At 67.4% G+C, this 24,349-nt stretch carries 14 protein-coding genes and 3 rRNA genes; 10 read left to right on the top strand and 7 right to left on the bottom strand.

Translation table 11 applies throughout. From position 1 onward, the window contains the following. Nucleotides 1–75: 75 nt before the first annotated feature. Entirely contained in the window at nucleotides 76–2,130 is a 2,055-nt protein-coding gene (locus OG381_RS20165; RefSeq protein ID WP_327717458.1) for a fructose-specific PTS transporter subunit EIIC, read from the bottom strand. Nucleotides 2,131–2,601: 471 nt separating this feature from the next. On the opposite strand from OG381_RS20165, the gene ahcY reads away from it, so the two are divergent. Together ahcY and OG381_RS20155 are read left to right on the top strand one after the other, a co-directional pair. Next, entirely contained in the window at nucleotides 2,602–4,059 is a 1,458-nt protein-coding gene (gene ahcY / locus OG381_RS20160) for an adenosylhomocysteinase (protein WP_327717457.1), read from the top strand. 110 nt (nucleotides 4,060–4,169) lie between these two features. After that, on the top strand, nucleotides 4,170–4,784 hold the full coding sequence (locus OG381_RS20155) for a hypothetical protein (protein ID WP_327717456.1): 615 nt from the start codon (nucleotides 4,170–4,172) through the stop codon (nucleotides 4,782–4,784). Between the two features lie 27 nt (nucleotides 4,785–4,811). Here OG381_RS20155 and OG381_RS20150 read toward each other — a convergent pair whose 3' ends face one another. After that, complete coding sequence (locus OG381_RS20150) at nucleotides 4,812–5,744, bottom strand: RDD family protein (RefSeq protein WP_327717455.1); 933 nt, start codon at nucleotides 5,742–5,744, stop codon at nucleotides 4,812–4,814. Between the two features lie 127 nt (nucleotides 5,745–5,871). On the opposite strand from OG381_RS20150, the gene OG381_RS20145 reads away from it, so the two are divergent. The 4 genes from OG381_RS20145 (at nucleotide 5,872) to rrf (ending at nucleotide 12,605) form a co-directional block, all read left to right on the top strand. Beyond that, complete coding sequence (locus OG381_RS20145; RefSeq protein ID WP_327717454.1) at nucleotides 5,872–6,879, top strand: stage II sporulation protein M; 1,008 nt, start codon at nucleotides 5,872–5,874, stop codon at nucleotides 6,877–6,879. Between the two features lie 559 nt (nucleotides 6,880–7,438). Beyond that, nucleotides 7,439–8,964, top strand: a 16S ribosomal RNA gene (locus tag OG381_RS20140). A gap of 304 nt (nucleotides 8,965–9,268) precedes the next feature. Next, nucleotides 9,269–12,392 (top strand): 23S ribosomal RNA (locus tag OG381_RS20135). A 96-nt stretch (nucleotides 12,393–12,488) separates the two neighbouring features. After that, a 5S ribosomal RNA gene (gene rrf, locus OG381_RS20130) occupies nucleotides 12,489–12,605 on the top strand. Together the 16S, 23S and 5S rRNA genes form the textbook arrangement of a ribosomal RNA operon. A 91-nt stretch (nucleotides 12,606–12,696) precedes the next feature. Here rrf and OG381_RS20125 read toward each other — a convergent pair. Genes OG381_RS20125 through OG381_RS20105 form a run of 5 tightly spaced genes read right to left on the bottom strand, consistent with a single transcriptional unit; the run spans nucleotide 12,697 to nucleotide 18,274 of the window. Then, complete coding sequence (locus OG381_RS20125; protein WP_327717453.1) at nucleotides 12,697–14,007, bottom strand: DUF58 domain-containing protein; 1,311 nt, start codon at nucleotides 14,005–14,007, stop codon at nucleotides 12,697–12,699. Beyond that, nucleotides 14,007–14,996 carry an AAA family ATPase gene (locus OG381_RS20120; RefSeq protein ID WP_327717452.1) on the bottom strand — a complete coding sequence of 330 codons (990 nt, stop codon included), beginning with the start codon at nucleotides 14,994–14,996 and terminating at the stop codon, nucleotides 14,007–14,009. Before OG381_RS20120 ends, OG381_RS20125 begins: the two co-directional genes overlap by 1 nt. Then, nucleotides 14,996–16,183 (bottom strand): DUF4350 domain-containing protein, encoded by a 1,188-nt coding sequence (locus tag OG381_RS20115; RefSeq protein WP_327717451.1) that lies wholly within the window; start codon nucleotides 16,181–16,183, stop codon nucleotides 14,996–14,998. Before OG381_RS20115 ends, OG381_RS20120 begins: the two co-directional genes overlap by 1 nt. Further along, on the bottom strand, nucleotides 16,180–16,902 hold the full coding sequence (locus tag OG381_RS20110; RefSeq protein ID WP_327722514.1) for a DUF4129 domain-containing protein: 723 nt from the start codon (nucleotides 16,900–16,902) through the stop codon (nucleotides 16,180–16,182). The genes OG381_RS20115 and OG381_RS20110 overlap by 4 nt, the downstream gene beginning before the upstream one ends. 43 nt (nucleotides 16,903–16,945) lie before the next feature. Continuing rightward, nucleotides 16,946–18,274, bottom strand: a complete 1,329-nt coding sequence (locus OG381_RS20105; RefSeq protein WP_327717450.1) for a hypothetical protein — start codon at nucleotides 18,272–18,274, stop codon at nucleotides 16,946–16,948. Between the two features lie 140 nt (nucleotides 18,275–18,414). Here OG381_RS20105 and mtnA point away from each other — a divergent pair, with 140 nt between their 5' ends. The 4 genes from mtnA to OG381_RS20085 all read left to right on the top strand — a co-directional run bounded on the left by mtnA (nucleotide 18,415) and on the right by OG381_RS20085 (nucleotide 24,324). After that, entirely contained in the window at nucleotides 18,415–19,557 is a 1,143-nt protein-coding gene (gene mtnA, locus OG381_RS20100) for an S-methyl-5-thioribose-1-phosphate isomerase (protein WP_327717449.1), read from the top strand. A 211-nt stretch (nucleotides 19,558–19,768) separates the two neighbouring features. Next, on the top strand, nucleotides 19,769–20,458 hold the full coding sequence (gene mtrA / locus OG381_RS20095) for a two-component system response regulator MtrA (RefSeq protein ID WP_199924729.1): 690 nt from the start codon (nucleotides 19,769–19,771) through the stop codon (nucleotides 20,456–20,458). A 1-nt stretch (nucleotide 20,459) separates the two neighbouring features. Next, nucleotides 20,460–22,490, top strand: a complete 2,031-nt coding sequence (gene mtrB / locus OG381_RS20090) for an MtrAB system histidine kinase MtrB (RefSeq protein ID WP_327717448.1) — start codon at nucleotides 20,460–20,462, stop codon at nucleotides 22,488–22,490. Beyond that, nucleotides 22,480–24,324 carry an LpqB family beta-propeller domain-containing protein gene (locus OG381_RS20085; protein WP_327717447.1) on the top strand — a complete coding sequence of 615 codons (1,845 nt, stop codon included), beginning with the start codon at nucleotides 22,480–22,482 and terminating at the stop codon, nucleotides 24,322–24,324. The genes mtrB and OG381_RS20085 overlap by 11 nt, the downstream gene beginning before the upstream one ends. The last annotated feature ends 25 nt before the right edge of the window (nucleotides 24,325–24,349 follow it).

Raw genomic sequence — 24,349 nt, 5'->3', positions numbered from 1 at the left:
GGGTAGCGCCCCGCTGTGAATGGCTTGTGCGGGCCCCACCTCGGTGGCCAGGGCCCGCACGCACCACACCCCGTCCTACCGGATCTCGCTCAGCACCTCGAGCACCGCCCGCTCGTCCGGCGCCGCAGTGAGCCGCTCCCGGAACCCGGCGTCCATCAACTTCCGCGACAGCAGCGCCAGGATCCGCAGATGCTCGTCACCCGCGGCCGCCTCCGGTACGGCGATCATGAACACCAACCTGGCCCGCGTACCGTCCAGCGACCCCCACTCGATGCCCTCGGTGGACCGCGCGAACCCGACGACCGGCGCGCTCACCGCGTCCGTCTTGGCGTGCGGAATCGCGATCTCCTCACCGAGTCCGGTCGTGCCCTGCTCCTCCCGTCGCAGCGCGGTCGTCACCAGCTCGTCGACGTCCGAGACCTTGCCGGTCCGCGCCAGCAGCCCGGCCATCTCCCGCACGGCGGCCTCCTTGGCGACCGCGTCGAGCTCGGTCTTCACGGTCTGCTCGGTGAGATACCCGGAGAGAACCTCCGCGCTCGCGACGGGTGCCGCCACGGACTCACGTACGACCTTCTGCGCCACGACGCTCCCGCCACCCGGCGTCCCACCCGCACCCGCTCCGACCAGCACCGGCTCGGGCCCGACCGACGGCACCCCGACGCCCGCCTCGCCGCGCCGCCTCCGCTCGCCGATGTCGACGAGGGCGACCGTCGTGAGCGCGGTGACGACCGTTCCGATCACCACGGCCACGAAGAACATCGGCACACCGCTCACCGCGCCCAGCACCGCCACGATCGGCCCGCCGTGCGGCACCGCGTCCTCGACCCCGGCGACCCCGGCTATCGCACCGGCCACCGCGCCGCCCAGCATGTTCGCCGGGATGACCTGCGCGGGCCGCGCCGCCGCGAACGGGATCGCTCCCTCGGAGATACCGAAGCAGCCCATGAACAGGGCGGCGAGCCCGGTCTCCCTCTCCTGCTCGGTGTAGAGCCGCTTGCGTATCAGCGTGGCCAGGCCCTGACCCAACGGCATGACCGGGATCGCGGCCGCGCACATGCCCATGACCGTCTGATTGCCGGTCGCGATGAGCCCCGTGCCGAACAGGAACGCCGTCTTGTTGACCGGCCCGCCCATGTCGAAGGCGATCATCAGCCCGAGAATCGCGCCGAGCAGGATCGCGCTCGTGCCCGTCATCCCGCTCAGCCAGCTGGTCAGGTGCTCGAACACCCAGGAGATCGGCTTCCCGATGACGTAGATGAAGAACAGCCCCAGCGCCGTGGTCGCCACGATCGGGATCACGATGATCGGCATGATCGGCTGCACGAACTTGGGGACCTTGACCTTCTTGATCCACAACACCAGATACCCCGCGAGGAACCCGGTCACGATCGCCCCGATGAACCCGGCGCCCGCCTTGGAGTCGTACAGCGAACCGGTGTTGGCGATCCAGCCGCCGATCATGCCGGGTACGAGGGCGGGGCGGTCGCCGATGGCGTACGCGATGTATCCCGACAGGATCGGCACCATCAGCGTGAAGCCGATGACGCCGATGTTGTTCACGTCCATCCAGAAGGAGTCCTTCGGGATGACCAGACCGCCCGACGGGTCCGTGTGTCCGCCGAGCGAGAGCGAGATCGCGATCAGCAACCCGCCGACCACCACGAACGGGATCATGTAGCTGACCCCGTTCATCAGCGCCTTGTACCCGACGCTGCGCTCCTTGCCACCGCCCGCACCGGCCGCGGGCGCACTCGCCCCGTCCGGCTGGTGCACGGGCGCCGACCGCACCCGCTCGATCAACTGCTCGGGATGGTGGATCCCCTCCGCCACCCCGACCGTCAGGACCCGCTTGCCCACGAAACGGCTCAGGTCCACATCCTTGTCCGCGGCGACGATGATGCCGTCCGCGGTGCTGACATCGTTGTCATCAAGTACGTTTTCGGCCCCGATGGACCCTTGCGTCTCCACCTTCATGTCGATGCCGCGGCTCTCGGCAGCCTGCGCGAGCTTCTCGGCCGCCATGTACGTGTGCGCGATGCCGGTCGGGCAGGCGGTCACCGCGAGCAGCCTCAACCTCTGCTGCTCGCCACTGCCGCCGCCCGTGGGGGGAGGGCCGGCCGGACTGGTCACGTCGATCTCCTAACGCCATTGTTCGCACGGAACGCCGTCCCGGACGCCCCGCAAGATCGATCAGCTGTTCCCGATCCCCTGCATCCTGCAGCACGTGCCGCCCCGCTCAAAGGTTCAAAAATCCCGGATTGTCACGGCCTGTTGGCTCCTGGTCCGACGATCGTGGGTGTCCTGTTATCGATGGCGCGGCCACCCCGACCCTCCTCTCGCGGCTGCCTCGTGATCGGCTCGATGTGTTCGGAGGTGGACTGGGGGCACCCGGGCGTACCGGTGTAGCTTGGGACGGAGCCAGACGTCGCTGCTGATGGCGGTCGGGCGATCCCGATGCGGATCGTCCGAGGGAGAGAGGGCCTCCGACGGACTGCGCTGCGCGCACCGGGCATGCCTGTGTCCTCTTTCGGGCACCCCCGTGTCCGCCGCCGCGCAGACCAGCCGTGTCCACCTCGCCCCAACCTTGAGGAGCAGCCCGTAATGACGACTGTCGACAACCGACAGGACTTCAAGGTCGCCGATCTCTCCCTGGCCGAGTTCGGCCGCAAGGAGATCACCCTTGCCGAGCACGAGATGCCCGGCCTGATGGCGATCCGCAAGGAATTCGCCGCCACCCAGCCGCTGGCCGGCGCCCGCATCATGGGCTCCCTGCACATGACCGTGCAGACCGCCGTCCTGATCGAGACCCTGGTCGCTCTGGGCGCCGAGGTCCGCTGGGTGTCCTGCAACATCTTCTCCACCCAGGACCACGCGGCCGCCGCCGTCGCGGTAGGCCCGAACGGGACGCCCGAGAACCCGCAGGGCATCCCCGTCTTCGCCTGGAAGGGCGAGACCCTGGAGGAGTACTGGTGGTGCACGGAGCAGGCTCTGACCTGGCCGAACACCCTCACCGGTGGCCCGAACATGATCCTCGACGACGGCGGTGACGCCACCCTCCTCGTCCACAAGGGCGTCGAGTACGAGAAGGCCGGCAAGGTCCCCTCGGTCGACACCGCCGAGAACGACGAGCACCGCGTCGTCCTCGAACTCCTGAACCGCACCATCACCGACGGCTCCCAGAAGTGGACCCAGCTCGCCTCGGAGATCCGCGGCGTGACCGAGGAGACCACCACCGGCGTCCACCGCCTGTACGAGATGATGCGCGACGGCCTCCTCCTCTTCCCGGCGATCAACGTGAACGACGCCGTCACGAAGTCGAAGTTCGACAACAAGTACGGCTGCCGGCACTCCCTGATCGACGGCATCAACCGCGCCACCGACGTCCTCATCGGCGGCAAGACCGCGGTCGTCTGCGGCTACGGCGACGTCGGCAAGGGCTGTGCGGAGTCCCTGCGCGGTCAGGGCGCCCGCGTCATCGTCACCGAGATCGACCCGATCTGCGCCCTTCAGGCGGCGATGGACGGCTACCAGGTCACGACCCTCGACGAGGTCATCGACAAGGCCGACATCTTCATCACCACGACCGGCAACAAGGACATCATCATGGCCAGCGACATGGCCAAGATGAAGCACCAGGCCATCGTCGGGAACATCGGCCACTTCGACAACGAGATCGACATGGCCGGCCTCGCCAAGATCCCCGGCATCGTCAAGGACGAGGTCAAGCCCCAGGTCCACACCTGGAAGTTCCCCGACGGCAAGGTCCTGATCGTCCTGTCCGAGGGCCGTCTGCTGAACCTGGGCAACGCCACCGGTCACCCGTCGTTCGTGATGTCCAACTCGTTCGCGGACCAGACGCTGGCCCAGATCGAGCTGTACACCAAGCAGTCGGAGTACCCGATCGGCGTCTACACGCTGCCCAAGCACCTGGACGAGAAGGTCGCCCGCCTCCACCTGGACGCGCTCGGCGTGAAGCTGACGACGCTGCGCCCGGAGCAGGCCTCCTACATCGGCGTCGACGTCGACGGACCGTACAAGCCGGACCACTACCGCTACTGAGCACTCTCCTCAGCAGCAGGACCTTCGAGGCAGGCCCCCGCACCCCCGTGCCGGGGGCCTGCCCCTTTGGCCGCTCCGGCCCGACCAGCCCGTCAAGACCCAGGACTTCCATGCCCCGCGGCCGCTATTCGCTCCATGATCCGCACGATCACACCCCCCTCGCAGAAGAGCACTTCCACTGCGCCCCCGGCCCCTCCGGCTGGCGCTACGTCGCCCAGCTGACGAACCCCGCGGGCGACCACTCCGGCTCCGTCGACCTGGCCCTCGACGAACTCGGCCGCCCCATCCGTCTGGAACTCCACGCCGGTGGCTGGCAGGTACGCGGCGCCGCTCTCGACGGCGTCACCTGGGTCCGTACAGACCCCACCGGAGCTCACGCCACGGAAGGCAATGTCCCCGCCCACGCCTTCACCGGCACATCCCCGGCATTCCTCATCGCCACCACCCGACTCCTACGCCTCACCCCTTCCGCATCAGCCACCCGCGTACGACTCGTCGCCTTCACGGATCCGGTCCTCGCCCCGCGCACCGTGGACCAGTCCTGGGCGCTGATGAAAAGCGAAGCACACGCCACTGACAACGGCCCCCTGACCGTGGACGAATACCAGGTCACAGCCCTGGACACGGGAGAGCAGCACACCGTGCACATCGCCGGGGACGTGGTCCTCTCGGCTCCAGGCATCGAGCTGGAGGACCTCGAATCGCCGCCGTCCGTCTTCGCGTGAGCAGGGGGGGCAGTACGGCGGTAAGGCTTACGCAGGAGGCGCGAATCCGGTACCAGGACGCTCAGGCGACGGCGTCTCCGCGGGCCCGGCCTCGGGTGACGGAGGCGGAGGCACTGCGGCGGGACCGTAGTGGGGAGGGGGAGCGGGGCTAGCCGCAGCCGGTGAGAGCGAAGGTGGCTGAGCAGGCTGCGTTCCGTACGCCGCCGCCGATCCGTTCCCGAAAGCCCGCCGAGCCTCCCGGGCCTGGCGCTCCTGCACCACCGCCGCGAGATACGCAGCCGGCGGAACACCCTGCGGCGCCGGGGTCCCCGTACGCACCGCGACGTCCGCGGCGAGCCGCTCGGCCATCGCCCAGCCGACCTGCGGGTCCAACTGCTGCATCCGCCCCAGGTACTGCCGGATGGCGAGCCACAACCCGTCCGGAACGGCGGAAAGGTCCAGCCCGGAGAAACGTCCGGCCAGCCAGGGCGGCGGCGGAGGCAGGAATCCCGTGTGCGCGACCGGAACCCGCTCCCGTACGACCAGAGTCCCCGCGAACACGTCCCCGAGCCGTCGCCCCCGCGCCGAGACGAGTGACGCGACACAGGCGACGACCCCGAACGTCAGCAGGATCTCGATGACACCGATCCCGCCGCGCACCAGCGCGTGCCGGAACCGGATCGGTCCGCCGTCGTCGCGTACCACCCGCAGCCCGCACGCCAACTTCCCGAGCGAACGACCGTGGCTGAGCGTCTCGACCGCGATGGGACCGCCCACCATGACCAGCACGAACGCCGCGAGAGACACCGCGAACTGGGCCGCCTCGTCCAGGGAGGCCGTGGAAGCCACCAGCGCGATGGTCACGACCACGTAGACGATCACGCCCACCAGCAGATCGAGCAGCACGGCCAACGCCCTGCTCGGCAGCCGCGCAGGACGCAGCTCCAGCGCCACCGCCTCGCCCGTCACCAGCTCACTCACGTCCGCCGTCCTTCCCTGACCCGCTCCGAGAACGGTCAGTCTGCCAAGCTGAGGGCGCATCGCACCGCAGTACGACAAGCTGACACCCACGACGAGTCGCCGACGAGCCCGAGGAGCAGCCGAACCGATGGACCTCGACGTCTTCGTCTCCGCTCACCGAGCGGAGTGGGACCGCCTCGACGCCCTGCTCCGACGCCAGCGGCGGCTGACCGGCACCGAGGCCGACGAACTCGTCACTCTCTATCAACGCACGGCCACGCACCTCTCCCTGATCCAGTCCAGTGCCCCCGACCCACAGCTGACGGGCCGGCTCAGCCAACTGGTGGCACGCGCGCGTAGTGCTGTGACAGGCACCCGTCGCGCCTCCTGGCGGGACGTCACGCGCTTCCTGGCGTACGGCTTTCCCGCGGCGGTCTACAGAGCACGCCACTGGTGGGTGCCCACCGCGCTTCTCTCCACAGCCGTGGCAGCCCTCCTGGGCTGGTGGATCGGCACCCACCCGGAAGTACAGGCCACCATCGCGGCCCCCAGCGAACTCCGCGAGCTCACCCGCCCGGGCGGGCAGTACGAGTCCTACTACTCGAGCCACCCCGCGGCCTCCTTCGCCGCCCAGGTCTGGACGAACAACGCGTGGGCCGCCGCGCAGTGCCTGATCCTCGGGGTCTTCCTCGGCCTCCCGGTCCTCTGGATTCTCTTCCAGAACATGCTCAACCTCGGAGTCGGCTTCGGCCTGATGTCCTCGGCAGGCCGCCTCGACACCTTCCTCGGCCTGGTCCTGCCCCACGGTCTGCTGGAACTGACCGCGGTGTTCGTCGCCGCGGGAACAGGCATGCGCCTCGGCTGGACCGTCATCGACCCGGGCCCACGCACGCGTCGAGCCGCCCTCGCAGAGGAAGGCCGAGCGGCGATCGGCATGGCCATCGGCCTTGCCCTGATCCTCTTCATCTCCGGAGCCATCGAAGGCTTCGTCACCCCGTCCGGCCTGCCCACCTGGGCGCGCATCAGCATCGGGGTCGTCGCCGAACTGGCCTTCCTCGCGTACGTCTACATCCTCGGCGGGCGCGCTGCCCGCACCGGAGAATCGGGCGACGTCGCGGAGGCCGAACGCAGCGCCACGGTCCCCATGGCGGCCTGATGTGCGTACGGGGCGGCCGAGCTGCTAGTGTCCTCTTCGCCCCGCAGGAACCGTTGACACGGAGAGAGCGGGGAGGTAGATTCAAACAGTTGCCTAGAACTGGGTCTAGCCCGGTCGGCAGCAGTGAGTGTCTGTCTGCTTCTTGAAACGTCGTTTCGAAGAAGCCACTCCCGATAATTCGGAAATGAGCGGCCGGTCAGTCCGGCCCGGAACTTCTGATAAAGTCGGAGCCGCCGGAAAGGGAAACGCGAAAGCGGGAACCTGGAAAGCACCGAGGAAATCGGAACCGGAAACGGTCTGATAGAGTCGGAAACGCAAGACCGAAGGGAAAAGCCCGGAGGAAAGCCCGAGAGGGTGAGTACAAAGGAAGCGTCCGTTCCTTGAGAACTCAACAGCGTGCCAAAAATCAACGCCAGATTAGTTGATACCCCGTCTCCGGCCGTCATGGTCGTAGATGAGGTTCCTTTGAAGAAAAACACAGCGAGGACGCTGTGAACCATCGGCTTATTCCGCCGGTGGTTCCGCTCTCGTGATGTGTGCACCCGATTACGGGTAAACATTCACGGAGAGTTTGATCCTGGCTCAGGACGAACGCTGGCGGCGTGCTTAACACATGCAAGTCGAACGATGAACCACTTCGGTGGGGATTAGTGGCGAACGGGTGAGTAACACGTGGGCAATCTGCCCTTCACTCTGGGACAAGCCCTGGAAACGGGGTCTAATACCGGATACCACTACCGCAGGCATCTGTGGTGGTTGAAAGCTCCGGCGGTGAAGGATGAGCCCGCGGCCTATCAGCTTGTTGGTGAGGTAATGGCTCACCAAGGCGACGACGGGTAGCCGGCCTGAGAGGGCGACCGGCCACACTGGGACTGAGACACGGCCCAGACTCCTACGGGAGGCAGCAGTGGGGAATATTGCACAATGGGCGAAAGCCTGATGCAGCGACGCCGCGTGAGGGATGACGGCCTTCGGGTTGTAAACCTCTTTCAGCAGGGAAGAAGCGAAAGTGACGGTACCTGCAGAAGAAGCGCCGGCTAACTACGTGCCAGCAGCCGCGGTAATACGTAGGGCGCAAGCGTTGTCCGGAATTATTGGGCGTAAAGAGCTCGTAGGCGGCTTGTCACGTCGGGTGTGAAAGCCCGGGGCTTAACCCCGGGTCTGCATTCGATACGGGCTAGCTAGAGTGTGGTAGGGGAGATCGGAATTCCTGGTGTAGCGGTGAAATGCGCAGATATCAGGAGGAACACCGGTGGCGAAGGCGGATCTCTGGGCCATTACTGACGCTGAGGAGCGAAAGCGTGGGGAGCGAACAGGATTAGATACCCTGGTAGTCCACGCCGTAAACGGTGGGAACTAGGTGTTGGCGACATTCCACGTCGTCGGTGCCGCAGCTAACGCATTAAGTTCCCCGCCTGGGGAGTACGGCCGCAAGGCTAAAACTCAAAGGAATTGACGGGGGCCCGCACAAGCAGCGGAGCATGTGGCTTAATTCGACGCAACGCGAAGAACCTTACCAAGGCTTGACATACGCCGGAAAGCATCAGAGATGGTGCCCCCCTTGTGGTCGGTGTACAGGTGGTGCATGGCTGTCGTCAGCTCGTGTCGTGAGATGTTGGGTTAAGTCCCGCAACGAGCGCAACCCTTGTCCTGTGTTGCCAGCATGCCCTTCGGGGTGATGGGGACTCACAGGAGACCGCCGGGGTCAACTCGGAGGAAGGTGGGGACGACGTCAAGTCATCATGCCCCTTATGTCTTGGGCTGCACACGTGCTACAATGGCAGGTACAATGAGCTGCGAAACCGTGAGGTGGAGCGAATCTCAAAAAGCCTGTCTCAGTTCGGATTGGGGTCTGCAACTCGACCCCATGAAGTCGGAGTTGCTAGTAATCGCAGATCAGCATTGCTGCGGTGAATACGTTCCCGGGCCTTGTACACACCGCCCGTCACGTCACGAAAGTCGGTAACACCCGAAGCCGGTGGCCCAACCCCTTGTGGGAGGGAGCTGTCGAAGGTGGGACTGGCGATTGGGACGAAGTCGTAACAAGGTAGCCGTACCGGAAGGTGCGGCTGGATCACCTCCTTTCTAAGGAGCACTTCTTAGTCGGTCCTTCGGGACAGGCTCAGAGACCATTACGCAGGCAAATGTTCTGCGGTGGTTGCTCAAGGGTGGAACGTTGATTATTCGGCACTCTCAGTCATCTCGGGCTGCAAGTACTGCTCTTCGGAGCGTGGAAAGCTGACCAGAGTGGCGAGGGTGTCGGGCACGCTGTTGGGTGTCTGAGGGAATGAACCCCCTCGACGCCGGCCCCAGTGAACTCCAGCTCAGGTTGGGGGTGATGGGTGGCTGGTCGTTGTTTGAGAACTGCACAGTGGACGCGAGCATCTGTGGCCAAGTTTTTAAGGGCGCACGGTGGATGCCTTGGCACCAGGAACCGATGAAGGACGTGGGAGGCCACGATAGTCCCCGGGGAGCCGTCAACCAGGCTTTGATCCGGGGGTTTCCGAATGGGGAAACCCGGCAGTCGTCATGGGCTGTCACCCATACCTGAACACATAGGGTATGTGGAGGGAACGCGGGGAAGTGAAACATCTCAGTACCCGCAGGAAGAGAAAACAACCGTGATTCCGGGAGTAGTGGCGAGCGAAACCGGATGAGGCCAAACCTACGACGTGTGAGACCCGGCAGGGGTTGCGTCGTGGGGGTTGTGGGATCTCTCTTTCACAGTCTGCCGGCTGTGAGACGAGTCAGAAACCGTAGGGATAGGCGAAGGACATGCGAAAGGTCCGGCGTAGAGGGTAAGACCCCCGTAGCTGAAATCTGTACGGCTCGTTTGAGAGACACCCAAGTAGCACGGGGCCCGAGAAATCCCGTGTGAATCTGGCGGGACCACCCGCTAAGCCTAAATATTCCCTGGTGACCGATAGCGGATAGTACCGTGAGGGAATGGTGAAAAGTACCGCGGGAGCGGAGTGAAATAGTACCTGAAACCGTGTGCCTACAAGCCGTGGGAGCGTCGCTGTATGTGCTTGCACATACAGTCGTGACTGCGTGCCTTTTGAAGAATGAGCCTGCGAGTTTGCGGTGTGTTGCGAGGTTAACCCGTGTGGGGAAGCCGTAGCGAAAGCGAGTCCGAATAGGGCGATTTAGTAGCGCGCTCAAGACCCGAAGCGGAGTGATCTAGCCATGGGCAGGTTGAAGCGGAGGTAAGACTTCGTGGAGGACCGAACCCACCAGGGTTGAAAACCTGGGGGATGACCTGTGGTTAGGGGTGAAAGGCCAATCAAACTCCGTGATAGCTGGTTCTCCCCGAAATGCATTTAGGTGCAGCGTCGTGTGTTTCTTGCCGGAGGTAGAGCACTGGATAGGCGATGGGCCCTACCGGGTTACTGACCTTAGCCAAACTCCGAATGCCGGTAAGTGAGAGCACGGCAGTGAGACTGTGGGGGATAAGCTCCATGGTCGAGAGGGAAACAGCCCAGAGCATCGACTAAGGCCCCTAAGCGTACGCTAAGTGGGAAAGGATGTGGAGTCGCACAGACAACCAGGAGGTTGGCTTAGAAGCAGCCACCCTTGAAAGAGTGCGTAATAGCTCACTGGTCTAGTGATTCCGCGCCGACAATGTAGCGGGGCTCAAGCGTACCGCCGAAGTCGTGTCATTCATACAATAGGGCCAACGCCCGTATGGATGGGTAGGGGAGCGTCGTGTGCCGGGTGAAGCCGCAGCGGAAGCTAGTGGTGGACGGTTCACGAGTGAGAATGCAGGCATGAGTAGCGATACACACGTGAGAAACGTGTGCGCCGATTGACTAAGGGTTCCTGGGTCAAGCTGATCTGCCCAGGGTAAGTCGGGACCTAAGGCGAGGCCGACAGGCGTAGTCGATGGATAACCGGTTGATATTCCGGTACCCGCTGTGAAGCGTCAAACATCGAACCCATTAATGCTAAGGCCGTGAAGCCGTTCCGGACCCTTCGGGGAATGGAAAGTGGTGGAGCCGCCGAACCACGGTGGTAGTAGGTGAGTGATGGGGTGACGCAGGAAGGTAGTCCATCCCGGGCGGTGGTTGTCCCGGGGTAAGGGTGTAGGCCGAGTGGTAGGTAAATCCGCCGCTCATCAAGGCTGAGACCTGATGCCGAGCCGATTGTGGTGAAGTGGATGATCCTATGCTGTCGAGAAAAGCCTCTAGCGAGTTTCATGGCGGCCCGTACCCTAAACCGACTCAGGTGGTCAGGTAGAGAATACCGAGGCGTTCGGGTGAACTATGGTTAAGGAACTCGGCAAAATGCCCCCGTAACTTCGGGAGAAGGGGGGCCATCACTGGTGATCCGATTTACTCGGTGAGCTGGGGGTGGCCGCAGAGACCAGCGAGAAGCGACTGTTTACTAAAAACACAGGTCCGTGCGAAGCCGTAAGGCGATGTATACGGACTGACGCCTGCCCGGTGCTGGAACGTTAAGGGGACCGGTTAGTCAAGATTCGTCTTGGCGAAGCTGAGAACTTAAGCGCCAGTAAACGGCGGTGGTAACTATAACCATCCTAAGGTAGCGAAATTCCTTGTCGGGTAAGTTCCGACCTGCACGAATGGCGTAACGACTTCTCGACTGTCTCAACCATAGGCCCGGTGAAATTGCACTACGAGTAAAGATGCTCGTTTCGCGCAGCAGGACGGAAAGACCCCGGGACCTTTACTACAGTTTGATATTGGTGTTCGGTTCGGCTTGTGTAGGATAGCTGGGAGACTGTGAACTCTGGACGCCAGTTCAGGGGGAGTCGTCGTTGAAATACCAGTCTGGTCGTGCTGGATGTCTAACCTGGGTCCGTGATCCGGATCAGGGACAGTGTCTGATGGGTAGTTTAACTGGGGCGGTTGCCTCCTAAAGAGTAACGGAGGCGCCCAAAGGTTCCCTCAGCCTGGTTGGCAATCAGGTGTTGAGTGTAAGTGCACAAGGGAGCTTGACTGTGAGACCGACGGGTCGAGCAGGGACGAAAGTCGGGACTAGTGATCCGGCGGTGGCTTGTGGAAGCGCCGTCGCTCAACGGATAAAAGGTACCCCGGGGATAACAGGCTGATCTTCCCCAAGAGTCCATATCGACGGGATGGTTTGGCACCTCGATGTCGGCTCGTCGCATCCTGGGGCTGGAGTCGGTCCCAAGGGTTGGGCTGTTCGCCCATTAAAGCGGTACGCGAGCTGGGTTTAGAACGTCGTGAGACAGTTCGGTCCCTATCCGCTGCGCGCGCAGGAATATTGAGAAGGGCTGTCCCTAGTACGAGAGGACCGGGACGGACGAACCTCTGGTGTGCCAGTTGTTCTGCCAAGGGCATGGCTGGTTGGCTACGTTCGGGAGGGATAACCGCTGAAAGCATCTAAGCGGGAAGCCTGCTTCGAGATGAGTATTCCCACCCCCTTTGAGGGGTTAAGGCTCCCAGTAGACGACTGGGTTGATAGGCCGGATCTGGAAGCACGGTAACGTGCGGAGGTGACCGGTACTAATAGGCCGAGGGCTTGTCCTCAGTTGCTCGCGTCCACTGTGTTGGTTCTGAAACCACGAACAGCCCCATACCCATAATTCGGGTGTGGTGCGGCATTGTTCGACAGTTTCATAGTGTTTCGGTGGTCATAGCGTGAGGGAAACGCCCGGTTACATTCCGAACCCGGAAGCTAAGCCTTACAGCGCCGATGGTACTGCAGGGGGGACCCTGTGGGAGAGTAGGACACCGCCGAACCAATTTTAGAAAAGGCCCACGCCATCAGGCGTGGGCCTTTTTTGCGTTTAGGGCCTTTCTTTTCCTTCCGATTCTCTTTCCGAGTGCTGAATTACAGACGGCCCGTCGTCTTCAGGGCCAGATATGCATCCGCCAGTGCCGGCGCCAGCTCATCCGGTGTTGCGTCGACGACGGTGACACCGTGCCGTCGGAGCTGTTCCGCGGTGCGATGGCGTTCGCTCTGTGCTTGTGCGGCTGATGCGGCTTCGTAGACGGCGTCGGTGTTTCCGCGGGCTTTGGCCATGCGGGTGACGTGGGGGTCGGCCACGGATGCCACGAGGACGGTGTGCCGCTGGGTGAGCTGGGCGAGGACGGGAAGCAGCCCTTCTTCGACCGGGGCGGCGTCGAGGGTTGTCAGCAGCACGATCAGGGAGCGGCGTGGGGCCGTCCTGAGCGCAGTGGCTGTAAGACCGCGTGCGTCTGTTTCGACGAGTTCCGGTTCGAGTGTCGCCATCGCGTTGACCAGGGACGGCAGGACGTCGCTTGCTGTGCGGCCCTGGACCAGGGCGCGTAGTCGGCGGTCGTAGGCGAGGAGGTCGACTCGGTCGCCGGCGCGGGAGGCGAGTGCTGCCAGGAGTAGTGCCGCGTCCATGGAGGCGTCGAGGCGTGGGGCGTCGTCCACACGGCCGGCTGACGTACGGCCGGTGTCGAGGACGAGGAGGATGTGGCGGTCGCGTTCGGGGCGCCAGGTGCGGACGGCGACCGCGGACTGGCGGGCGGTGGCGCGCCAGTCGATGGAGCGGGTGTCGTCGCCGGGGACGTATTCGCGAAGGCTGTCGAATTCCGTGCCCTCGCCGCGGGTGAGCACGCTGGTGCGGCCGTCGAGTTCGCGTAGTCGGGCGAGCTTCGAGGGGAGGTGCTTGCGGCTGGTGAACGGAGGCAGGACGCGTACCGTCCAGGGCGCGTTGTGGGTGCCTTGGCGGTTGAAGAGGCCGAGGGGGCCGTAGGAGCGGATCGTCACGCGGTCGGCCTGGCGGTCGCCTCGGCGGGTGGGGCGCAGCCGGGTGGTGAGGCGGCGGCGTTCACCTGCGGGGACCGTGAGGCGGTGGCGGGAGGCCGCTGTCTCTGTGCCGGGGAGCCAGCTGCTGGGGGGCCAGGCGTCGCGCAGGTGGGCCCGGAGCGGGCGGTTGGATGGGTTGGTGACCGTCAGGGTGACGTCGGCCGTCTCTCCCAGGCGTACGGAGGTGTCGCCGGAGCGGGTCAGGCGCAGGCGGCGTACGGGGGCCGCGAGGGCGAAGTCGCAGGCGCAGGCCAGGGCCAGGGGGGCGTTCACCGCGAGGAGGCCCGTCAGGCCCGGTTCCCAGATGCCGACGGGGATCGAGCCCAGGGCCGCGAGGAGTGCGGCGCGTCCGGTGAGAGCCATCAGCGGGGGACGGGGACGTGGGCGAGGATCGCGTGGATGACGGAGTCGGCTGTCACGCCCTCCATCTCGGCCTCCGGTCGGAGTTGTACGCGGTGCCGGAGGGTGGGGAGCGCGAGGGCCTTCACGTCGTCGGGGATGACGTAGTCGCGACCCGTCAGCCAGGCCCAGGCGCGGGAGGTCGCGAGGAGGGCCGTGGCGCCTCGGGGGGACACGCCGAGGGTCAGGGACGGGGATTCGCGGGTGGCGCGGCAGATGTCGACGACGTAGGCCGTGATCTCGGGGGAGATGGTCGTCTTCGCGACCGCTGCTCGGGCGGCTTCAAGGTCTGCGGGGCCTGCTACCGGGCGGATGCCGGCGGCGTGCAGGTCGCGGGGGTTGAAGCCTTCGGCGTGGCGGGTGAGGACGTCGATCTCGTCCTGGCGGGAGGGGAGGGGGATGGTGAGTTTGAGAAGGAAGCGGTCCAGCTGCGCTTCGGGGAGAGGGTAGGTGCCCTCGTACTCCACCGGGTTCTGGGTCGCGGCGACGAGGAAGGGGTTCGGAAGCGGGCGGGGGGTGCCGTCGACCGTGACCTGGCGTTCCTCCATCGCTTCGAGGAGGGACGACTGGGTCTTGGGAGGCGTGCGGTTGATCTCGTCCGCGAGGAGGAGGTTGGTGAAGACCGGGCCGGGCTGGAAGGAGAACTCGGCGGATCGGGTGTCGTAGACGAGGGAGCCCGTCACATCGCTCGGCATGAGGTCCGGGGTGAACTGGATGCGCTTGGTGTCGAGTTCGAGTGCGGATGCGAGGGCGCGGACGAGCAACGTTTTGGCGACCCCAGGGACTCCTTCTAGGAGAACGTGTCCGCGGCAGAGGAGGGCGACGACAAGGCCGGTCACGGCGGGGTCCTGGCCGACCACGGCTTTGGCGATCTCGGCGCGCAGGGCTTCCAGGGAGGCCCGGGCGGCGTCCGGGTCCCCGGAGTACCCGGCGTTGTCAGTGGTCGGGGCCATCATGAACGGCGTACCTCTCTTTCGAGGGCGTCGAGTTGGTCGGCGAGAGAGACGAGGGCTGCGTCGTCGCCGGGCGGCGGGCCGAAGAGCAGGGCGGGCAGGGTCTGTCCGTCGTTGTGGAGATGCGCGGACAGGGCGGGGAGCAGGGCTTCGGGCGCGTGTGCCTGGGAGACGGGGACGCCTACGAGGGGGGCGAGGCGGGTGCGGGTGGTGGAGCGGAGAGCGGCGGCCGCGCGGTCGCGGGCGTTGGCATTGCGGTAGAGGCGGGCTCGGCCTTCGACGGTTTCGGAGGCGCGGATCGCCACGGGGAGTCTTTCGGGTACGAGGGGGCCGAGTCGGCGTGCCCGCCAGAGGGCGGCCAGGGCTGCGGCGACGAAGAGTTGCAGGGTGCCCCATCGCCAGCCCGAGGGGAGCAGGTCGAAGAAGCTGCGTTCGTCGGCGGCGGCCGACGCGTCGGAGAGCGAGGGGAGGTACCAGACCAGATGGGGGCGGGAGCCGAGGAGTTGGAGGGCGAGGGAGGCGTTGCCCTGCTCGTCGAGGCGGTCGTTGCGGAGGATGTCGGGCGCGCCGAGTACGACGGTGTCGCCGCCTCTGGGCGTCGGGACGCGCAGCAGGGTGGCCAGGCGCTGGCTGGGGTAGCAGGAGTCGGCGTCGAGGTGGGTGGTGGTGTAGCGGATGCCGCCGGTGTCGGCGGCGCCCGCGCGCCGGGCGGCGGGCAGGTCGCAGTCGGGCTCGAGCGTGGAGTCGGCGCTGGTGGCGGGGTCTGCCGTGACGTCGGGGGCGAGCCCTTCGACGGACGCGCCGCCGGGGGCGACGAGGACCGTGCGGCCGCCGGATTCGGCGATCGTGGAGTGCAGACGGGCCTGTTGACGGTGCGTCAGCAGATCGGGGAGGGCGACCAGGAGGGTCGTGTCCGGGCCGGCTGCGGCGCGTGCTTCGTCCAGGGTGGTGACCACGCGGGTGGACACCCCGCGGTCGGCGAGGAGTTCGGCGACGGCACGGCTGCCGTAGGGGTCGGCGGAGCGCGGGTCGAGGTCGCCGTGCCGGGCGTCGGAGCGCATCACGGCGATCGTGACGGCGGCGGCCAGCAGGGCAACGAGGGCGAGCGCGATGCCTCGCGTGCGGGTCCATACCTGGCGTGCCGTGGGCGAGGCCGAGGTGGACGGGAGGGTGGCCTCGGTGGTCATTCGGCGGCTCCCCGGCGGGGGTTGGGGGCCGCGCTGTGGGTGCTGCTCGCGAGTTGGGGCTTGGTGCGTTCCAGGTCGCGGTCGAGGTCGGCGATGCGCTGGTACGACTGCCGGCTCGCCCTGCGGCCGCCGTATGTGACGTCGTCGAAGTCGCGGGCCGCGGTGTGCAGCCGGTCCGCACGGGAGGGCAGGGCGCGGGCGGCTTCCGCGGCGGCCTCGTCGGCGGTGCGGCCGGGGCGGATGTCGAGGAGGGCGCGTTCCTCCAGGGAGCGGACGATAGCTCGCATGCGTTCCTGGACGGCCTGGTTCCAGTGGCCCTGGGCGGCGTGTGCCTCGGCGGTCGCGCGGTGTTCGGCGGCGCTGCGGGGGCGGTCGTCGAACAGGGTGGCGGAGGAGGCGGGTTCGCGGCGCGGGGTGCCGAGGCGCCACCACAGGGCGCCCAGGACCGCGATGACGGCCAGGATGACGACGACCAGGCCGAGCGCTCCGCCGGGGGTCGCGGTCGCGGCTGTACTGAACAGCTTGCCGACCCAGTCCCAGAAGGCGTCGAGGGCACGCTGGAACCAGCTGGGGTCGTTCTCGTGGTACAGGCGCTTGGACAGTTCGCGTCGCGCCGCCTCGCGCGCGGGATCACGCGGGATGGTGATCGGCGGCTCGCCGTCGGAGCGTGACAGTGACAGCACGAAGGTGTCGCCGGCGCGCACGACTGCGCCCGGCATCGTCGGCAGCGATGCCGGAACTCCCCCCGTCAGGCTCACCGCATCAGCCTCCGGGCGTGGGACCGGCGGTGCCGGAGCCGGAGTCCTGGATGCCTGCCGCGCGGGCGAGGTCGATGTCGAGGGCCTCGCGGCGGATGCGCTGGTCGATGTAGAGGAGCACGGTGACGCCCGCGGTGATCGGGAAGGTGATCATGGCGCCGATCACCGAGCCGACGCCGCTGACGATGAGGTACGTCCAGCCGAAATCGCTTCCGCTGTTCACGAGGCCGGTGAAGCCCTCGCCATCCAGGGCGGAGGCGATGAAGGCGAAGGGGAGGACGACGATCGAGGCGACGATGTTGGCGATGAGCGTGGCGAGCAGCTGGATGCCGAAGACGCGCCACCAGGAGCCGCGGACCAGCTTCGCGGAGCGGCTCAGCGACTTGAGGATGCCCTGCTTCTCCAGCATCAGCGCGGGCGAGGCGAGGGAGAAGCGGACCATCAGCCACAGGGCGACGACGCCGGTGGCGAAGCTGCCGAGGACGGCGAGGGCCGCTCCCCCGTCACCGGCTCCCGCGACGACGGCGAGGATGCCCGGCAGGGCTCCCACCGCGACGACGGCGACGGCGATGAGGATCAGCAGGAAGATCAGGCCGAAGAGCTTGGCCACCTGGGGTCGGGCGTCGCGCCAGGCCTCGCCGGTGGTCACCGACTTGCCGAGGACCGCGCGGCTGGTGACCGTCGTGAGCAGGGCGGTCGCCACGATCGTGCCGATCAGCGAGATCAGGAAGACGACACCGGTGCTGAGCATGGCGTCGCCCAGGGCGCGGGTCAGCTCGTCGACGCTGGCGCTGGGGTCGTCAAGAGCCGCGGTGCTGGCGTCGTTGAGGACCAGGCCCTCGAGGAGGATGACGACGATCTGCGTGACGACCGCGACGGTCAGGGAGATGCCCAGGACCGTGCGCCAGTAGGTGCGCATGGTGGAGACCGCGCCGTCGAGGATCTCGCCCACGCCGAGCGGGCGCAGCGGGATCACACCGGGTTTGGCCGCCGGCGGGGGGCCGCCCCAGCCGCTTCCCCAGCCGCCGTACCCGCCGTGTCCGCCCTGGCCATTACCGGGACCACCGGGGCCGGCCGGGGGACGGGCGCCCCAGCCGGGGCCCGGTGGTGGGGGCGGCGGGGTCTGGCCGGGGTGCGCCGGGCCGGTCGGTGCCGACCACTGGGCGGGTGGCGGCTGCTCCTTGGACCACTTCGAGCCGGGGCCCTGCGGGTCCGCACCGGGCTGGTCCGCGGGGCCGGGACGGTCTGCGGGCTCGGCAGGGCCGGACGCGCCGGGTTCCTGCCCGTCGGACGGGGCAGATCCGGGCGAGGCCCAGCCCGGAGTGTCTTTCATCGTCGCTCCTTCACGGTGCCCGTCCGCGGTCGCGGTGGCAGGTTGGCAGCCATCGTGCCATGGGGTGGTGGCCGGGGGACCGGGCAAGGTATCGGCTGCACACCTTCAATTGTCCGCCGGATACGGGGCAGACTGACCGCATGGCTGATCAGTACGCGCAATCCGGCGAGGACAGCAGGCCGACCGACATACCGACGATCCGCTGGGAAGAGCCACCCGAAGGTCCCGTCGTGGTCCTTCTGGACCAGACGAGGCTGCCGGCCGAGGAGGTCGAGCTGGTCTGTACGGACGCACCCGCGCTGGTGGAGGCGATCCGTTCGCTCGCCGTGCGCGGGGCCCCCGTGCTCGGCATCGCGGGGGCGTACGGCGTCGCGCTCGCCGCCGCGCGCGGCTTCGACGTGGACGAGGCCGCGACGGGGCTCGCGGGTGCCCGGCCCACCGCGGTGAACCTCTCTGTCGGGGTGCGGCGGGCGCTGTCCGCGTACCGGGCGGCGCTCGCCAAGAGCGGGGACGCGGGGCAGGCCGCGATCGCGGCGCTGGTCGCGGCACGGGCGCTGCACCGGGAGGACGCCGAGGCCAGCGCACGGATGGCGGAGCGCGGGCTGGCGCTGCTGGACGAGTTGCTGCCCGGCGGCGGGCATCGGATCCTCACGCACTGCAACACCGGTTCGCTGGTGTCGGGTGGCGAGGGGACGGCGTTCGCGGTCGCGCTCGCGGCGCATCGGGTGGGGCGGCTGAGGCGCCTGTGGGTGGACGAGACGCGTCCGCTGCTGCAGGGTGCCCGTCTGACGGCGTACGAGGCGGCGCGCAGCGGGATGGCGTACACCCTGCTCACCGACAACGCGGCGGGCTCGCTGTTCGCGGCGGGGGAGGTGGACGCGGTGCTGATCGGGGCGGACCGGATCGCGGCCGACGGGTCGGTGGCGAACAAGGTGGGGAGCTATCCGCTCGCGGTGCTCGCGCGGTACCACCATGTGCCGTTCATCGTGGTGGCGCCGGTGACGACGGTGGATCCGGACACGCCGGACGGGGCCTCCATCGAGGTCGAGCAGCGCCCTGGGTTCGAGGTGACGGAGATCGCCGCGCCGCAGGTACCGGTGACGGGAGCGGGGGGCGGGATGCCGGTGGCGCCGCTGGGGACGACGGCGTACAACCCGGCGTTCGATGTGACGCCGCCCGAGCTGATCACGGCGATCGTCACGGAGGAGGGCGTTGTCTCGCCGGTGACGGCGGAGGCGCTGGAGGAGCTGTGCGCCAGGTCGCGCGAGGTGACGATCGGCTAGCGGTCCCACGGCGGGCGAGGCCTGGCCGAAAGCCGTGGGGCCGACCATGGTGTGAGGGTGCGCCTACGCTGGGTCGATGTCAGTAGTAGCTGACATCCGTTACTGACATCGACGTCGCCGGACGGGGGCAGACAGTGACGACCTGGTACGACTATCGTCACGGGCCAGTGACCCTGCTCACCAGCGCCTCTGTCACTGTTATGAGAATGGGATGATGGCGTTTATGAAGGGACGAGTCCTTGTCGTCGACGACGACACCGCACTGGCCGAGATGCTCGGCATTGTGCTGCGTGGTGAAGGTTTTGAGCCGTCTTTCGTAGCCGACGGCGACAAGGCGCTGGCCGCATTCCGTGAGACCAAACCCGACCTGGTGCTCCTGGACCTGATGCTGCCCGGTCGGGACGGCATCGAGGTGTGCCGCCTGATCAGGGCGGAGTCCGGGGTGCCGATCGTGATGCTCACGGCGAAGAGCGACACCGTCGACGTCGTCGTGGGCCTGGAGTCGGGTGCCGATGACTACATCGTGAAGCCGTTCAAGCCGAAGGAGCTCGTCGCCCGTATCCGGGCGCGGCTGCGGAGGTCGGAGGAGCCGGCGCCCGAGCAGCTCTCCATCGGCGACCTCGTCATCGACGTGGCCGGTCACTCCGTGAAGCGGGACGGGCAGTCGATCGCGCTGACGCCGCTGGAGTTCGACCTGCTGGTCGCGCTGGCGCGCAAGCCGTGGCAGGTGTTCACCCGTGAGGTGCTGCTCGAGCAGGTGTGGGGTTACCGGCACGCGGCCGACACCCGTCTGGTCAACGTGCATGTGCAGCGGCTGCGCTCCAAGGTCGAGAAGGACCCGGAGCGGCCCGAGATCGTGGTGACCGTTCGTGGCGTGGGATACAAGGCAGGACCCAGCTGACATGTCCGGAGACAGTGCCGCTTCGTCGCCCGGGCGGACCGGGGCCCGTGCGGAGCGGCCTGTCGGTCGGAAGACCTCGGGCTCCCGCTGGGGACGCTTCTTCGAGGGCGGGCTGCTGCAGGGCGGAGTCCAGGGCAGCCCGGTCCTGAGGCTGTTCATGCGCTGGGTGCGCCGGCCGCTGCTGCCCGTCATGCGGCTGTGGCGGCGCAACATCCAGCTCAAGGTCGTCGCCACCACGCTGCTGATGTCGCTGGGCGTGGTGCTGCTGCTCGGCTTCGTCGTCATCGGACAGGTCCGCAACGGGCTGCTCGACGCCAAGGTGAAGGCGTCGCAGAGCCAGGCCGCGGGTGGTTTCTCGGTGGCCAAGCAGGAGGCCGACGCGGCGGTGAGCGCAGGCGGCGAGGACGGGCGTGCCAACCAGAACGTCAGCCAGTGGATGGGCGACCTCGTGGAGTCCCTCTCCAGTGGCGGCCAGGGCGCCTTCGACGTCGTCACGCTGCCTGCGGGTGGAGACAGCGGGGGGCGCGGTCCGCGTGCCTCCGGCTACGTCTTTCCGCCGGCGAGTGTGCCCCAGGACCTGCGGGACCGCGTCGACAGCAGCCTGCTCCCGGCCCAGAGCTACACCCGGATCGTGTACACCAACGGTCAGGAGTCGCAGCCCGCGTTGATCATCGGCAAGCAGGTCAACGACCCGAACAACGAGCCGTACCAGCTCTACTACCTCTTCCCGCTCACCCAGGAGGAGAAGTCGCTGAGCCTGGTCAAGGGGACGCTGGCGACGGCCGGGCTCTTCGTCGTCGTACTCCTCGGGGCCATTGCCTGGCTGGTGGTGCGCCAGGTCGTCACGCCGGTGCGGATGGCGGCCGGGATCGCCGAGCGGCTGTCCGCGGGGCGTCTGCAGGAACGTATGAAGGTCACCGGTGAGGACGACATCGCCCGGCTCGGTGAGGCCTTCAACAAGATGGCGCAGAACCTTCAGCTGAAGATCCAGCAGCTGGAGGACCTGTCACGGATGCAGCGGCGGTTCGTGTCCGACGTGTCGCACGAGCTGCGGACGCCGCTGACGACCGTACGTATGGCCGCTGACGTCATCCATGACGCGCGGGAGGACTTCGATCCGGTGACCGCGCGGTCGGCGGAGCTGCTGGCCGACCAGCTGGACCGGTTCGAGTCGCTGCTCGCCGACCTGCTGGAGATCAGCCGGTTCGACGCGGGTGCGGCGGCGCTGGAGGCGGAGCCGATCGATCTGCGCGTGGTCGTGCAGCGGGTCGTCAGCGGGGCCGCGCCGCTCGCCGAGCGCAAGAGCACGCGGATACGGCTCGTGGGCGACCAGCAGCCCGTCGTCGCCGAGGCCGACGCCCGGCGGGTGGAGCGGGTGCTGCGCAATCTCGTCGTCAACGCCGTGGAGCACAGCGAGGGCAAGGATGTCGTGGTCAAGCTGGCCTCGGCGGGCGGAGCGGTCGCGGTCGCGGTGCGCGACTACGGCGTAGGGCTCAAGCCCGGTGAGGCGACCCGGGTCTTCAGCCGCTTCTGGCGGGCCGACCCGGCACGCGCGCGTACGACCGGTGGTACGGGCCTGGGGCTGTCCATCGCCCTGGAGGACGCGCGGCTGCACGGCGGCTGGCTGCAGGCGTGGGGTGAGCCGGGTGGTGGCTCGCAGTTCCGGCTGACGCTGCCCAGGACGGCGGACGAGCCGTTGCGGGGCTCGCCGATACCGCTGGAGCCCAAGGACTCACGCCGCAATCGTGGACTCAATGACGCCGGCTTGCCGCGCGCGGGGGACGGGGAGAAGCGCGCCACCGTGCCGGTGCAGACGTCGAGCGAGCCGGCGCCCCTCACGCCGAGGGCGTCCGCCGCCCCCACCGCGGATCCGACGGCGCTGCCCGGCAACGGCGCGCGCGTGGTCCCGCGGCCCACCGGGGGAGCGAGGCCGGCGGACGACACGGGCGCCGCGGACGCGCAGTCCTCGGATGCCCGCAACGGCGGTCCGGAGGGCCGGAACAAACAAGGGGAGGCAAGTCGTGGGCGCTGACCGCGTGGGGGGCGGCCGGCGGGGACCGGTGCGCACGGTGGTGTCGGTCGCCTGCGGCGCCGTACTGCTGGCGGGGTGCGCCTCGATGCCGGACAGCGGGGACCTGCGCGGGGTGGAGTCCACACCGCGGCAGGACCCGCAGGTACGGGTCTACGCACAGCCGCCCCGGGAGAACGCTGAGGCGCCGGAGATCGTGGACGGCTTTCTCGAAGCGCTGACCAGTGACGACCCGGATTTCGAGACGGCGCGAAAGTATCTGACCGCCAACGTCGCGCGCACCTGGAAGCCCGAGGCGTCTCTCACGGTGCTCGCGGACGGGCCGGACTCGTCCGAGAAGCTTTCGAGCGGCGGGAAGGACTCGTCCGACGCGGTGTTCTCGCTGACGGGCGAGAAGGTCGCCACCGTCGACGGACAGCAGGTGTACTCGCCCGCCGGCGGCCAGTACGACAAGACGCTGCACCTCGTGCGTGAGAAGAAGTCCAAGCAGTGGCGGATCGACTCGCCGCCGCGGGGCGTGGTCATGGGCAAGTCGGACTTCCTGCGCAACTACACGTCGGTCAACAGGTACTACTTCGCCTCGAACTCCTCGACCGAGTCGGACGGCCAGCCGGTGGCCGTCGCCGACCCCGTCTATGTGCGCAAGAAGGTCGACCCGATGACACAGACCGTGAGTCTGCTGCTCGCCGGGCCCTCTCGCTGGCTGAACCCGGTCGTCCGGTCGAGCTTCCCCACGGGTACGGCGCTGAAGAAGGACGTCACCCAACTGACGCCCGACGACCAGAACCGGCTGACAGTGCCGCTGAATGCCAAGGCGGACCGGGTCGGTTCGAAGAAGTGCCAGGAGATGGCCGCGCAACTCCTTTTCACACTGCGGGACCTGACCCCCACGGGGGTGAGCTCGGTCGAACTGCAGCGCTCCGACGGCACCCAGCTGTGCGGCCCCCTCAACGAGAGCGACGCCGAGACCGCGGTGGTGCACGAGGTCGCGAAGGACGGCTACCAGTACTTCATCGACAGCAAGCACCGCCTCGTCAGGCTGGCGAGCGCGAGCACGAACCCGGAGTCCTTCGCGGCGGTGCCGGGTGCGCTCGGTGAGGGTGAGAAGGAGCTGCGGTCGGCCGCGGTCTCCCGGGACGAGCGCAAGGCGGCCGGGGTGTCCCTGGACGGCAGCGACCTGTACGTCGGGTCGCTGGTGTCGGGGGCCTCGCTCGGCGAGCCGGTCCTGCACAGCGACGGCAAGACCCAGAACGACCGTCTCACCACGCCCAGTTGGGACGGCGAGGGCGACCTGTGGGTGGCCGACCGCGATCCCGACCATCCTCGGCTGCTGCTCCTGAAGAACGGCGCGGGCGAGCCCATCGAGGTCGACACCACGGGGCTCGACGGACGCATCGACGCGGTGCGCATGGCCGCCGATGGAGTGCGGATCGCACTCATCGTGGAGAAGGGCAGCAAGAAGTCCCTCTACGTCGGGCGGATCGAGCGGGGTGACAAGGCGAGCGGGCAGAAGCCCATCGCGGTCGTCGAACCTCGCTCGGTGGCACCGCAGTTGGTGGAGGTCACCGCCATGTCGTGGGCCGGGGACAGCCGGCTCGTGGTGGTGGGACGCGAGGACGGTGGCGTGCAGCAGATGGCGTACGTCCAGGTCGACGGCTCCACTCCGGTGGGGTCGGCGCCTGCCGCACTGACAGGTGTGAAGGTCCTGGCCTCGTCCGAGGACGAGCAACTGCCGTTGATGGCGTACTCGGAGGAGGACGGCATCGTCCGGCTTCTGGCCGGGGCGAAGTGGCAGCAGGTGGTGAAGGACGGGACGGCGCCGGTCTATCCCGGGTAGGCGCGGCGCGGCGCGACGTGGATCG

Source organism: Streptomyces sp. NBC_00490 (assembly GCF_036013645.1).
Lineage (GTDB): Bacteria > Actinomycetota > Actinomycetes > Streptomycetales > Streptomycetaceae > Streptomyces > Streptomyces canus_F.
Note: the sequence above shows the minus strand (reverse complement) of the source record. Positions and strands in the feature narration are given on the sequence as shown.

Bases quoted from the DNA above. Each gene is read 5' to 3' on its own strand.
- mtrA (WP_199924729.1), top strand. From the start codon at position 19,769: ATGATGGCGTTTATGAAGGGACGAGTCCTTGTCGTCGACGACGACACC.
- OG381_RS20145 (WP_327717454.1), top strand. From the start codon at position 5,872: ATGGACCTCGACGTCTTCGTCTCCGCTCACCGAGCGGAGTGGGACCGC.
- OG381_RS20105 (WP_327717450.1), bottom strand. From the start codon at position 18,274: ATGAAAGACACTCCGGGCTGGGCCTCGCCCGGATCTGCCCCGTCCGAC.
- OG381_RS20110 (WP_327722514.1), bottom strand. From the start codon at position 16,902: ATGCCGGGCGCAGTCGTGCGCGCCGGCGACACCTTCGTGCTGTCACTG.
- mtrB (WP_327717448.1), top strand. From the start codon at position 20,460: ATGTCCGGAGACAGTGCCGCTTCGTCGCCCGGGCGGACCGGGGCCCGT.
- ahcY (WP_327717457.1), top strand. From the start codon at position 2,602: ATGACGACTGTCGACAACCGACAGGACTTCAAGGTCGCCGATCTCTCC.
- OG381_RS20155 (WP_327717456.1), top strand. From the start codon at position 4,170: ATGCCCCGCGGCCGCTATTCGCTCCATGATCCGCACGATCACACCCCC.
- mtnA (WP_327717449.1), top strand. From the start codon at position 18,415: ATGGCTGATCAGTACGCGCAATCCGGCGAGGACAGCAGGCCGACCGAC.
- OG381_RS20125 (WP_327717453.1), bottom strand. From the start codon at position 14,007: ATGGCTCTCACCGGACGCGCCGCACTCCTCGCGGCCCTGGGCTCGATC.
- OG381_RS20115 (WP_327717451.1), bottom strand. From the start codon at position 16,183: ATGACCACCGAGGCCACCCTCCCGTCCACCTCGGCCTCGCCCACGGCA.
- OG381_RS20120 (WP_327717452.1), bottom strand. From the start codon at position 14,996: ATGGCCCCGACCACTGACAACGCCGGGTACTCCGGGGACCCGGACGCC.